Annotated in this window: 9 protein-coding genes; 1 reads left to right on the forward strand and 8 read right to left on the reverse strand. The window is 45.3% G+C overall.

The annotated features are described in order from the left end of the window. Positions 1-69: 69 nt before the first annotated feature. The 4 genes from BQ8014_RS07885 to BQ8014_RS07900 all read right to left on the reverse strand — a co-directional run bounded on the left by BQ8014_RS07885 (position 70) and on the right by BQ8014_RS07900 (position 7,459). Positions 70-1,191: a metallophosphoesterase gene (locus BQ8014_RS07885; protein ID WP_080903897.1), complete on the reverse strand. Its 1,122-nt coding sequence runs from the start codon at positions 1,189-1,191 to the stop codon at positions 70-72. A gap of 22 nt (positions 1,192-1,213) precedes the next feature. After that, positions 1,214-2,965 (reverse strand): RagB/SusD family nutrient uptake outer membrane protein, encoded by a 1,752-nt coding sequence (locus BQ8014_RS07890; RefSeq protein WP_080903898.1) that lies wholly within the window; start codon positions 2,963-2,965, stop codon positions 1,214-1,216. A gap of 11 nt (positions 2,966-2,976) precedes the next feature. Continuing rightward, positions 2,977-6,300: a TonB-dependent receptor gene (locus tag BQ8014_RS07895; protein WP_080903899.1), complete on the reverse strand. Its 3,324-nt coding sequence runs from the start codon at positions 6,298-6,300 to the stop codon at positions 2,977-2,979. A 127-nt stretch (positions 6,301-6,427) separates the two neighbouring features. After that, a complete protein-coding gene (locus BQ8014_RS07900) occupies positions 6,428-7,459 on the reverse strand; it encodes a FecR family protein (RefSeq protein WP_080903900.1) in 1,032 nt (343 codons plus the stop codon). Positions 7,460-7,739: 280 nt separating this feature from the next. Here BQ8014_RS07900 and BQ8014_RS07905 point away from each other — a divergent pair, with 280 nt between their 5' ends. Then, the gene (locus tag BQ8014_RS07905; protein ID WP_160150055.1) at positions 7,740-8,354 is read left to right on the forward strand and encodes an RNA polymerase sigma factor; all 615 of its coding nucleotides are present in this window, start codon (positions 7,740-7,742) and stop codon (positions 8,352-8,354) included. Here the strand turns inward: BQ8014_RS07905 and BQ8014_RS07910 are convergent. The 4 genes from BQ8014_RS07910 to BQ8014_RS07925 all read right to left on the reverse strand — a co-directional run bounded on the left by BQ8014_RS07910 (position 8,318) and on the right by BQ8014_RS07925 (position 13,329). Continuing rightward, on the reverse strand, positions 8,318-10,192 hold the full coding sequence (locus BQ8014_RS07910; protein WP_080903902.1) for a peptidase U32 family protein: 1,875 nt from the start codon (positions 10,190-10,192) through the stop codon (positions 8,318-8,320). The genes BQ8014_RS07905 and BQ8014_RS07910 overlap by 37 nt on opposite strands. Before the next feature lie 3 nt (positions 10,193-10,195). Next, on the reverse strand, positions 10,196-11,128 hold the full coding sequence (gene metA, locus BQ8014_RS07915; RefSeq protein ID WP_080903903.1) for a homoserine O-acetyltransferase MetA: 933 nt from the start codon (positions 11,126-11,128) through the stop codon (positions 10,196-10,198). 44 nt (positions 11,129-11,172) lie between these two features. After that, complete coding sequence (locus BQ8014_RS07920) at positions 11,173-12,627, reverse strand: aromatic hydrocarbon degradation protein (protein WP_080903904.1); 1,455 nt, start codon at positions 12,625-12,627, stop codon at positions 11,173-11,175. Between the two features lie 327 nt (positions 12,628-12,954). Next, positions 12,955-13,329 (reverse strand): VOC family protein, encoded by a 375-nt coding sequence (locus tag BQ8014_RS07925; RefSeq protein ID WP_080903905.1) that lies wholly within the window; start codon positions 13,327-13,329, stop codon positions 12,955-12,957. Positions 13,330-13,377 lie beyond the last annotated feature (48 nt).

Consider the following 13,377-nt stretch of genomic DNA (forward strand, 5'->3'; position numbering starts at 1 on the left):
TTCCTTGTTTGCTACTGTTCTGAAAGTACGGAACCTTTTCTTCATTTCCCTTCAGACAGAAATCTTGCCTTAATTGAATTGTAGGGTGAATTCATTGCGGCTGTCTTTTTTCCAGGCATGTTCCCGTGTCGTGGGGGAAATACCGAAGAGCGGCGAAAAGGTCTTGACTTTGACTGTTTTTCCGTCCGGATAAAACTCCAGAATTCTCAACCATCCGTCTCCGCCGTTGCCATAACGGTGGCCGCCTCCCATGGATTGGGCGTCGAATAATATCTGGTGGACGGATTTTCCCGCTGCATTCTTATCCATTCTGTAACCTTCGCCCGATATGTGTCCGCAGAGTACCATTTCGATATTGGAAGAAGGTTTTACCAGCTTTTCCCAGATTTGCCGTCCATTGTTGGATTTCGGCAGTTTTATCGCCGGGGATTTCTGAATCATGTTGTTGACCGAATAAGGTTCCCATAGCAACCATTTGACCTCCCCGGAAGTATATTCGTCCTTTTCGTTCAAATAATTATGCGTAGTCAGGATGATCCGGTGGTTTTTATACTGTTCCATGCCTGCAATCCTCTTCGCCCAAGCCATCACCGTATCTCTCGGCGCATACTCAATGGTCATGAACAGGTAGTCCTTTCCGTTTAAATCTTTTAGTTCATAAGCCGAGTTTTCCAAGGTCGATTCACCGGCTTCATTGGTACTGTTCTGAACGAGTGTCTTTTGGTTCATCCAGTTCTTGTCTACAGTGAAAAACTCGCTGAAACGGGAACTCCGGTTTCCCTCCCTGTCGATGCTGTAATCATGGTTTCCCGTAGCGGTTATGTAAGGTACCTTTCCGTCCAATCTGCCAAAAGCGTGCGCCACGGCTTCCCATTGGCGTTGGGAAGACTGGTCGCCGTCGTAATCCCTGATTATCTTTTTTTCTTGCTCCACCAAGTCGCCTACGCAAATTACCATTTTGATATTCAGAGAGTCGATGTTGTCTTCAATCCATGCAGTCATCAAATCCAAGATGGGTTGATTTACGCCACGCTTTACGTAGTTTTGGAGATCCGGTACCATAATCACGGACCAAGACCCTTTCTGTTCCAATTCGGGCTTTTGATAAGGTTCCTGTGAAAAGGCGTTGCTAACAACTCCGATCGTAAGTAAAGCCAGTGTTACATATTTAAAAAACTTTCTCTTTTTCATTATCTTAACTAGTCTAAATTGATTAATATCCCGGATTTTGTGTTAATTTCTTATTCGAATCCAATTCGGATTGAGCTATCGGCCAAAGTTCGTCTTTTTCTTTTTTATAGACAACTTCTTGAGTAGTAAAGTATTTTTTAGCTTCTTCATGGTTGTAAATCGGAGTATAGTTTTCGTCAATACGGGTAATCACCCCTTTTGTCCATGTATTTCCACTCCGGTTTAAATAAAGGTAGCCATTCATAATTTTGTCAGCTATATCCCAACGGCGCAAATCATACCATCGCAATCCGTCATTGCATAATTCGATTTTCCGTTCGTAGCGCAAGGCCGTTCTCAACTGGCTTTGGGAAAGATTACGTTCCAAAACCGGCATACCGGCTCTTGTCCGTATTTTATCGATGGCATCGTATACGGAAGCGTCTATCTTGTTAGCTTCAATTTTAGCTTCCGCATAAATTAAAAGTAGTTCGGCATAACGGAAGATCCCGCAATTCAAATCGGAAACACCCTTTGACGAATTGGTTTCGTAATCTTTATTATCCGTGTGCTTTCTCCAGTAGTAACCGGAAAAGGTACGATAAGCATTGGTCGCATCCGTATTACTAACGGATGAAGGAGCATCGCTTTCTCCTTTAATGACCGGCCAATAGTTCTTAACTTTGCTGTATTTTGTATTCGCTTCGAACTGGAAGCCCATCAGTCGTGCGTGCGGACGGGCGCAATACATATCGAGTCGCGGATCCCGGTTCGTGAAAGGATCGGCAGCATCATAGATTTCCGACTGGTCTATCGGTTTGCCGTTAATGTCTTGGAAAGAGTCGATAAAGTTTTGTGTGGGACCCCAATATGCACAGCCTTTTCCCAGACGGGAGCCCATATAATATCCTTGGTTATGGGTATTTCCACTGATCAATTGGCTATATTCAATGACCCAGATCCATTCTTTGCTCGTTGCATATCCGTCGTAACCGAAAATGTTGGAACATTCCGGTTCACCGGCTTCATATGTCTGATTGCAATAGGCGGATGAATTGTCAAAGGGCGTTAATTCATAGACTCCTTCTGAAAGCTGGATAGCTTTAGCCGCCGCCTCGGCCGCAACGTTATACTGTTTGCTATATAAGGCTACTCTGGCTTTTAACATATAGGCGGCCACGCTTCCTACGCGGACATTTCCATAGTTTGGCTGGGAAACGGGAAGATGATCCGCAACAGCCGTCAGTTCATCGATAATCCATTGCTGAACTGTTGTCATCGATTCTTTGGGAAACTCATTCTCTTCTAAAGTAAGCGTATGCATAACAAGAGGTACGTCGCCATATAGTTCAATCAATTGTGAATAACAATAGGCACGGATCACACGAAGTTCCGCGTCTAACTGGTTATAGTCGTTTTCACTTATTTCAGACTTCAGTTTTTCCAGATTATCCAGCACTAAATGGCAGCGGGCAATTGTTTTGTAATGATATTCCCAAGGTTTGGTTGCCAATGCATTGTCCGTCGTGACGGAACTTGTGATAGAAGGAGTGTAATTCCCTCCCGGCCGGGCATATCCGACATCCGTAATATTGTCCATTACATGAATGATGGGCGTACTGGATGCATCCAGTAAGGATAATCCTTTATAGGCGGCATATAACCCCATTGTCGCTTCTTCCTCGCTTGCAGGGAAGGAGCCGGTAGTCGGTCCGTTTAAAGGAAGGCGTTCCAAATCGCATCCGTTTAATAATAAACAGCAAAGCAATGTTACTTCAAATACTATTTTTTTCATGATTTTTCTTTTTAAAATTTAATATCTAAACCGACTGAAAAGGTTTGAACCTGTGGATAATAAGCAGCAGCGCCTAATGAAACGCCGTCTGCCGCGCTTGCATTATAGGAAACTTCCGGATCATATCCTTTCCAAAAATCGGTAAGCGTAAATAAATTCTGGGCATCAACATAAAGATATAAGTCTTTTACTCCCAATTTTTTTATAAAATCTTTAGGAATTGAATAGCCTAATTGCAGACTTTTCAACCTTAGATAGGCAGCGCTTTTCATCCAGAAGGTTGAATTTTGCGTATTGTTGGTAGATGAGGTCGAGAGGCGCGGAAAAGCGGCATCCCGGTTTTCTTCCGTCCAGTAATCGAGTTGCCAGGTCTTTACGGCACTTGAGTTTACACAGGGAATAACGTAATGCGAATTTAAATAACCATCCACTTTTCCTACGCCCTGGAAAAGGGCCGCAAGTTTAATCCCTTTCCATCCTATATTCAGATTGAAACCGTAAGTGTAACGGGGAATGGTGTTTCCTATGATGGTTTTGTCTGCATCCGTGATCTTTCCGTCAGGTATTGGATTGTTATTTTCATCAAAGGCTCCGGCGAGGTCCTTGTATCGGATGTCACCCGGTTGGAGGGTACCGATTTGTGTCGGGCCGGCCTTGATTTCTTCCTCCGATTGATAGAGCCCGTCAGCTACATAGCCGTAGATCGAATTAAGCGGGGAACCTTCCTGCTGGCGCAGTAAATCGCCGGATGTCTGTCCTTTCATATCCGTGATTTCATTTTTTACGTCCGATAAATTTGCGTTTACGCCTAAAGACCAATCTCCCCATCGGTTATCATAGCTTACACTGATATCATATCCTGTATTTCTTACTTTAGCGGCATTCTGATAGGGAGCGCTCAGACCAGACAATTCGGTAGTGTTTAATCGCAAGAGAATTCCATCGGTGTTTTTACGATACCAGTCGAACGACATGGAAAAATGATTCCACAGGTTTACATCAACGCCAAAATCAATCATTGTCGTTTCTTCCCAAATCAGATTGGAATTCGACATGGTGTTTAGTGTGACCAACGGATAAATATTATCGTTCATGGAGATACTTCCCACCGCAAGCATTTCGGCAAAAGGATAGTAAGTGCTTCCAATATTTTGATTTCCTAATTTGCCCCAGGAAGCGCGGAGTTTCAATTGGTCGATTATCTTTTTGTAGTCCGCCATAAATGCCTCTTCGGATATACGCCAACCTGCGGAGAAGGAAGGGAAAGTAGCCCATCGGTTGGAGGAAGAAAATCGGGAAGAACCATCCCGTCTGACATTCGCTTCAAAAAGATAGCGGTCTTTGTAGCTATAGTTGAAGCGTCCGAAAGCCGAAATCAAGGCCCATTGATAGCGGGCACCTCCATTGTTTTTCGTTTCGTTATCAGCGCCGGCATCAAGGACTTCGTAATCGTCGTATTGATAGTCGCGCCGATATCCCATCAGATATTTTTCATCATACGTCTCACGGGAAGTTCCGAGCATCAGGTTGAAGGAATGTTCTTTCCATTGATGGGAAGTAGAAGCGTAAAACTGATAATTTTCATAATAATAGCGGGATGCCGTTTCTGTCAGATCCGTATAAGTATTAGACGCGCCCGCTTCGCTTCCGTCATCGTTGTAAGTCATCAGGCTTTTCTTAAATGTATGTGTATTCCGTGTCTTATACCTGGGAGCGATGATTCCATTCAGTTTGAGCCATTTGAATGGAGAATAATCCAGGTTTAAATTGCCGATAAATTCAATATTATTGGTCTTTTTGTTTCCTCCTTCTTCAATGAATCCTACAATATTATTGTTAACCCAACCTTCAGACCATAAACCATTGCGTTTGATTGGAATGTTAGTTGGCATTCGTCCCAGATAATTCCAAATAGTTCCTTCGTCTGCAATTTGTGTCCGGTCGCTATTGTTAAAGGAGACATCTAATTTGACAGACAATTTATCGGTTGCTGCGATATCCATGTTGTTCCGAAAGATATATCTTTTAAACCCGGTATTTTTGATGATCCCCTGTTGGTCGCTATAACCGAAGGAGGGCATGACATGAATTTTGTCGGAGTTGGCGCATAAAGAAACGAAATGGTTTTGTAAGAACCCCGAACCTGATAAGACTGCTTTTTGCCAATCGAAATTATCCGGGTCTGCGGCATATTTTTCCTTATATTCTTCTATTGCTTTTTCATCATACAATTCGTATCCGTTATCATTCATGCTTGCTTCGTTGAAGACTTTCATGAAAGTCAATCCGTCCGTTACTTCCGGTATCCGAGTTGCCTGCTGCCAACCGGCATATCCTTTGTAATTCACGAGTACATTGTCTATAGTACCTCGTTTTGTTGTTATTAAGATAACCCCGTTGGCAGCGCGGGAGCCATAAATAGCAGAAGAAGCGGCATCTTTTAAAACCGAAACAGATTCAATAAGATTTACATCCAGCATATCTATGTTTCCTTCAATCCCATCAATTAAGATAAGGGGAGAAGAGTCCGAACCTCCGAAAGAACCGATCCCCCGGATTCGTATTTGTCCTCCGTCGCCGCCGGGCGCTCCTGATTGAGTAGTGACGGTTACTCCGGGCGCAAGCCCCTGCAAGGCCGCAGACGTAGAAAGTACCGTTCTTTGCTCCAATTGATCCGATCCGATAGAAGAAACGGCGCCTGTCAAGTTCACCTTTTTTTGTACTCCGTATCCTACGACTACTACTTCGTCGAGTAATTGGTCATCCGATTCCAATACGACATGTAAGGGGGAATTATTCTTTATTTGAATCTCCTTCTTTTGATATCCGATATAGGAAATCGTAAGAGTGGAGGGAAGAATGGTTTCGAGTATGAAAGTCCCATCCGCATCCGTCATCGTTCCGGCGTTCGCCAATTCTTTCACCTGTACGGTACTTCCTATGATAGGGAGCCCTTTATTGTCAACTACCTTCCCGGAAATTTTCGTTTTCCTTTCCGTTGCCGCAGCTTTAACCGGAAGAGAAATGATGATATATGTATTTTCAGCTATCTTTTTAAAGGTGAGCCCTGAACCGGCAAGACTCTTTTCCAGCGCCTGTTCAATCGTATTACCTTTTGCATTCACCGCAGGTAATTGTTTGTTCCCGATCTGTGGGGAATCAAAGGAAATGTTGGTTTGGCCAATGGCTGCCAATTTTTTCACCCTCTGCTCCACGGTTTCCGCGGGAAATCCATTCTGGATGGTTTGGGCCGATAATCCGGTACATAACCAAAAGATTGCCGTACTTAACAGAAGCGCCTTAAACCAAAACCTTCCATCTCTTTTTGTTTTCATTTTTCTTTCTTTTGTTTGTTAATAATCAATGTTTTATATTCTTATTTTTTGTTTTTAGAAGTAATGAGGTTCCTTTTCTTCCCTGTTATGAGAATTCTTATATGTTTACATTTAACTTATTTATCCGTTATTTGTATAAGATGATTTTATCGTTTTCCCAGGAATATTTTACATGATATAATTCGCATAAAGTCCTGATGACATTCTCGAATCCGGTGCCTTTTGCAAAAGATGATTTCATCCGGATATTGTCAAGTGCGTGATCCCGGATTTCGATATTTTTTCCGTAATATTGTTTTATCCTCATTGCTAATTCCTGAGGGCCTACATAGTTTAATACAAAACCACCCCGTATCCATTCGGCGGCGTTTTGCCAGCGGACTGTTTCCGTTTTAAATTGATTCTTTGCCGTGTTATAAGTAAGTTGTTCATTAATAGTCAATAAGGTTAATTTCTTTTCACCGTCGCTGATTTCTACCAAGCCATTCCTCACTGATATGGAATTCTCTTCCAATTCTTTATAAGCCTTTATGTTGAAAGAGGTTCCTTTCACTGTTGTCGTTAATTTGTCGGTATAGATGATAAAGGGCTTGTCGGGATTTTTGGCTACGTCGAAGAAGGCTTCGCCTTCCAACCGGACTTCGCGCTTCCGATGGTTAAAACTGCTTTTATTGTAGCTGATTATGCTCCCGATGTTTATATGAAGCCTGGTGGAGTCAGGAAGTGTAATGACGCGGATGCTCTTGCCCGCTTCGATGACAATCTCCTCGTTTGATTTTGCCAGGTAATTGGAAGGGGGCAATGCGGAGCGGTTCATGGCAAAATATCCTCCCGTTATGATAAGTCCGGCGATAACGGCGGCGGTAGCATATTTCAACAGATTGAAGATTGCCCGTCCTTTTCGTTTGTTTTGAGGTTCCTCGTTCTTATCGGGATCCTCAATGCCTAATCGGCGAAATAGGTTTTCTTTGACTTTTTCCCTACTCCGGTAGATTTCTTCTTCAGAAGCCTCGTAGATCGGACCGATCTCTTCCGGATTCCATTTTCTCAACTTCTCCGTCGACTTTGCATCAAGTTCTCCCTTGAAATATTTTTCGAGTAAACTTATTGCCCAATTCAAGCCTTTTTTTCTCTCTTTTCCGTTTTTCTTGTCTTCCATATGATTAAGTATGCTACCCTTTCATCTATGTAAAGAAACTTCCCGGGTAAAACCGGGCAACGAAAATGTTTCATTTTTGTTGCGTTTTGGTTACGGAGTCTCTTGTGTATTTATATCCAGTAGAATATGGTTGTTAACCTTTTGTTTTTAACTTTTATCTTTTCTGATTTTAGTTAATTATCGGGGCTTGGAAGCGTATTAACCGAATTGATACAGGAACGTAACCGCATTGCAACATGGCTTACCTACTTTTACTGCCGGAATGTTATATGAAGAGGTAATGACAGATCGGAAATTATTACAAGCGATTTCTCAAAAAGATAATGTATCATTCAATATTTTTTACATGAAGTATGCGGCGATCTTATTACGATGGATCCGGCGCTATACCCGGGATGTGATGCTAAGCGAGGATATTACCCAGAATTTCTGGATGAAAATCTGGTTGGAACCGGAGAAAATCATGGTTGACGAAAACGATTCCGCCAGAAACTTTCTGTCCCAGCATTTTGCCTTTTATGTTATGGAATGTATTAAGGCGAATCGTTTGCGGACAAATAGCCAATCTCTTGATGAGATAGAAGGCGAGTTCTCTTATACGCATGTAGAGGAGGATTGCAGCGCCGTTTTATTGAATCAGGTCATCGGGGAAGCATTGAAAGAGTTGTCTCCCGAAAGCGGCAAACTCTTCGATTTGGTTTGCCGGCAGGATTATCCCATATCCAAAGCTGCGAAAGAACTGGATATCAACGAAAGGACTGTCCGTTATAAATTAAAACAATGTATCATGGCGATACAACAGAACCTGGAAGAAAAGGAGGATTGCGTGACCTCCTCCGATCCCCTGAAAAATACCTCTTATCTCTTATTGCTGTTGCTTTTCTCGTCCTTCTGATTTTCGGGAGAAGAAAGATAAACCAACATCTGGCAATGGCGGCAATCGAATTGCAGGCGAAGGCGCGTTTGTTTGTATAGTAAGAATAACGGTTCCTTATAAGGAGAATGCTGTTTCTGATAAGTCGGGCACCAGCCCAGGCTGTACCGCAAACAATGCTTGGTGAACATTAGCGGGACTTCTTTCTCCGGCTGAAGTTCGAAAGCCGGGTCGATCCGGTTCACGCCGTATTGCCGGTAGAATGTGCGGGCTTTCGTATTGGAGACATTGCCCAAATAAGTCAGTTGCTGCTCCGGATAGCGTAATTCCGGAACGGTTTTTACCGGCTTTACCCGTTCGTATACATAGCGGATACGGTGGACCTGCAGCAACTTATTCACGATTTCCCGCCGCATCTCCGCCAATAAGGAGGAGGGTACAAACCAATTGTCCGTACAGCAGATCAGCAGCTCCCGGGCTTCGAACGGCGTATTGCCCAGTTTGGACAGTTGTGTCCGGATATTTTCCTGTTGGTCTTTGTGCGCCGGTTCCTTTTCGAACGGTTGTGAAATCATTGCCCGGGCGCCGGTTTCATCCTCGGCAACCAAGGTAAAACCAAACGGATTGTCTCTCCATTCCATCCTAACGGATAGCCGGCGTTCTGCGGAGGGTTTTGCCAATAGTTTTTCAAACTCCTGGTCATAGGTGCGGTAAAGAACCGTTTTAGGACGTAGTGGGGGCATTTCCAAAGGAAAGATCCTGCCTTCTTCTACTTTGTTGACTCGGAAGCCTTCCCATTCGCCCCGTTCGTTAAAGAAGGATAATCCGTCTCCATTATTCAAACGATTTATTCCGGAGACCGTAAGAGAATTGCCGCGAATTTCCTTTACGCTGCCGATCGGTTCACCGATGGATTTGGGCGTATCAAAAGCGGTTACGTCTGCTTCCCGTCCTTCGAGATAGTAAGAGGTAAAGCCGCGATTGAAACTCTTCTCCGGAACAGGCTCAAAACTATAGGTCGAATGTCCGGCTGAAGCCCTGCAATAGGAGGGATCCTGTTCCAATATCCGATCCAGCTTTTTCCGGTAATAGGCCGTTATATTCTTTACATACGCGAGGTCTTTCAGCCTCCCTTCGATCTTGAAAGAGGAGACGCCCGCATCCATCAATGCCTTCAGCTGGCCGGAGCGGTTCAGGTCTTTCAGGGAAAGCAAATGCTTGTCCTTTACGATCGTTTTTCCCGTGGCATCGACCATCGTATATGGCAAGCGGCAGCATTGTGCACATTCCCCCCGGTTGGCGCTCCGTCCGTTCAGTGCTGCGCTCAGGTAACACTGCCCGCTGTAGCCGACGCAAAGCGCCCCATGGACAAAAGCTTCCAGGCGGACAGTTGTCTGCGCGGCAATCCGGCGGATTTCATTAAGGGAAAGTTCACGGGCAAGGACGACCTGGGTAAAGCCGACCTTCTCCAGGAAGCGGACTTTCTCCAGCGTCCGGTTGTCCGTCTGCGTACTGGCATGCAGCGGAATGGGAGGGAGGTTCAACTCCGGAATCCCCATGTCCTGTACAATCAAAGCGTCGGCGCCTGCCTGGTAAAGCTCCAGGGCCAAACGCTCCGCTTCCGGCAATTCTTCTTCCTTGAGGATCGTGTTGACCGCGACGTAAATGCGGGCGTTGAAAAGATGGGCATATTCGCAAAGCCGATGAATGTCTTCTACCGAATTGCCCGCGGCAGACCGTGCGCCGAACCGGCTCGCACCGATATAGACCGCGTCCGCCCCATGCCGGATGGCTTCCATGCCACAAACCAGATCTTTAGCCGGGGCCAATAATTCGATGGAACGGGGAGAAGAAGCCATATCCTATAGGTCTCCAAGAAACTGAATGTCTTCGATCCGGTAGGGAGTTTCCTGATAAACGTAATAGTTCAGCCAATTGGTGTATAACAAATTGGCATGGCCGCGCCAACGAACTAGCGGAGCTTCGGCAGGGTCGTCATTCTTATAATAATTGGAAGGGATCTGTACGGGTAATCCCCTTTTCAGATCGCGGAGATATTCAGTATGCAGCGTACAAGGCGAATATTCCGAATGGCCGGTGATGAAAAACTCCCGTCCACCCCGCGCCATCACGAGGTAGACGCCGGCCACGTCACTTTCCGAAATCAGTTTCAGTTTGGGATTCTTTTCGACGTCTTCTTTCCGTATCTCCGTATGCCGGCTGTGGGGAACGAAGAACTCGTCGTCGAAGCCACGTACAATCGGCTCGTAAATGTCATTCACCTTATGTTTGAAGATGCCGAACATCTTTTGCGGCAGATCGTATTTCGGGATGTCATAGAAATGATATAACCCGGCCTGGGCCGCCCAGCAGATATAGAAAGTCGAAGTGACGTGCGTACGGGTCCAGTCGAATATTTCCGTGATTTCCTTCCAGTAATCTACTTCTTCAAAAGACATCTGCTCTACGGGCGCGCCGGTTATGATCATACCGTCGAAATACAGGTCCTTTACCTCTGCGAAATCCTTGTAAAATTCATCCATATGTTCCACTGGCGTGTGCTTGGGCGTGTGCCCGTTGAGCTTCATGAAGGAGAGCTTCACCTGGAGGGGAGAGTTACTAAGGATACGGACAATGTCCGTCTCGGTCGTAATCTTCAGCGGCATGAGGTTCAGCACGATCACATGTAAGGGACGAATATCCTGCATAGAAGCCCGTAACGAGTCCATGACGAAGATCCGTTCCTTTTTCAGCAATTCGATTGCCGGTAAATTTTTCTGAACATTTAATGGCATGACTAAAATCTATTTTCTATAAGGGAAAGCAAAGGTATAAAAAATCAGAAAGAAAAGTCGACTCCGGCGGCAAACACTTTGTTCGTACGCGAAAAGACATCCTTCCCGGCCAGGCCGCTGCCCCCGTAATTCGTCATCTCTTTTGTCCAGTCGGAATAGGTCGTCCAGAAGTAACCGACATTGATCAGGATATCCTTCGTTACATTCACGGCGCCTCCCAGTCCGATGGAGTAAGAGTTTAAGGAGAAACTCAGGTCGGTTTGGTACTCGTCTTTGAGGCCCTGGCGCGTAATCTGTCCGCCGGCGCTCACGAGGAACATCCGGTCGATCCGGTATTCCACACCGGTCAGATACTCGTTCGTCCCGCCATTGATATACTTCTGTTTGTCATTTGCCATCTTGGCATCCGAGTCGAAAAAATGGTGATAACCTACGTTCAACGACAGTTGAGGCAGCAGTTGGTAGGAGGCTCCGACAGTCAACAGGGCTGGTATGTCATGCGGGGTATTCACTCCGTTGGCAAACATACCCGTGCCATCTATTTTCGTTTTGTTCTCCACATTCAGGGGAGTTTTGAATTCATATTTTACTCCTACATTGAGCTTCTCCCAATGGTAGTTGGCGCTCAGAATCGGGGAGATTCCCCAGCCGGACTGGTCGCAATCCAGATAGACACCATCTTTGGAAGCCGCCTGCAACAACTCGATCTTTTGTTTTGTTTCCTCGGTTGCATTTCTTTTTGCAAGTTCCAGAACCGTTGCGGGGCTGGCCATCGAACCGTCGTAATCCGCCAGGCCGGGAATGACATAACCGATGTTATTGGAGGTCAGGTTCACTTTCAGATCTCTCAGATGTCCTTCGTAGTTGTTGTTTACAATATTCAGGCGGAACCCTCCGTAAACGGAAAGATGCTCATTGATGGCGTATGAACCGCCCAGCTGCGCGCCGTAAATAAAGGAAGAGCCGGTCATGTATTGGTCGACCGAATACTTGTCGCTACCCAGTGAAATACCCATCGGTTGCAAAGCGGCGCCTACCTGTTGGATAATGGCGGGAACCATCGCCATTCCTGATTCGAAGGACGGCAATCCGTGGTTAAAGGTAGCCTTACCGCCTCCACCGCTAACGGCCAAATTACCGGAAAGTACCCATTTGCCGGTCTTATAGGCTGCCTGCAGGCTGGGAATGATCGGGGCCGAGGCCTCGCCCTCGAATTCCTTGGTAGGCGTTCCGTACGTAGGAGCGAATAGGGGAAATGTCGTTGTGATTGTACGTGTCTGGAAAGCGCTTTGATTCGTAAAGCCGAAATGAAATCCATCTGTCAGCATCACCAATCCCGCCGGGTTATAGTAAGCGGCATCGATCGATGTGGAAGCATCAAGGGCGACCATCCGGATGAACCGGGCATGCTGGTTTGTATTTGTTAATAAACCTCCTGCGGAGATATACATTAGAGGGCAGATTGCCAGAGATAAGAATAATCCGATCTTTTTTTTCATTTAATTCTCTTTTGATTGTAAAGAGCGCAAAGATAAGAGTTATTTCGGATATACCCTTTTTTATAAAAAGGAAGGTATATTTGGTTGATTCGCCACTGGCGGTTGCGTATTTGCGCGTAGGAAATCTAATTTCTCCCAAAGCGTGGAGATCTTTTGGCCAAGGAATGAAGGTCTTTCTCCCACGGGTGAAAATCGACTTGTTGATGCATTGTGTATAAAATCAGTATGCTATATTAACAATATCGATAGCCTTAAAAACCAATTGGGGTTATGCCTAAATTGTCGCTTGTAGTAGGCTAAATAAAAAAAGAGTGGGGAGCCCACTCTTTAACGTTGTACGATTTGCAGCAGATTGCCTTCCGGATCGAGGAAGTTACGGATACGTCCGCCTCCGACAGCCAGGAATTCCGCTCCTTGCCAGTTGACATGATGGGCATCCAGCGAGGTAATTGCTTCGTCCAGGTTGGCTACCCGGAGTGCCAGGTGCGACCAACCGGGGGTACATACCGTGCGGTTCGGACGTTCATGGTCGTCTTTGGGCATTATCTCGATGTAGGTCTCGTCGGGAGCCTTGATGATATAAATGGGTTTGTCGGTTTGAGCGATAATCTCATAACCTAATACTTCACAATACCATTGTGCCAGTTTTGTTGCGTCTTCCGCTGCCAGGGCAGGGTGGTCTATTCCTAAAAATGTTTTCATTGTTTTTTGTTTATACTGTTTATAACAGGATATTTTAGCTTCAAAGGT

Origin of the sequence: Parabacteroides sp. Marseille-P3160 (assembly GCF_900162725.1) — a bacterium.
GTDB lineage: Bacteria > Bacteroidota > Bacteroidia > Bacteroidales > Tannerellaceae > Marseille-P3160.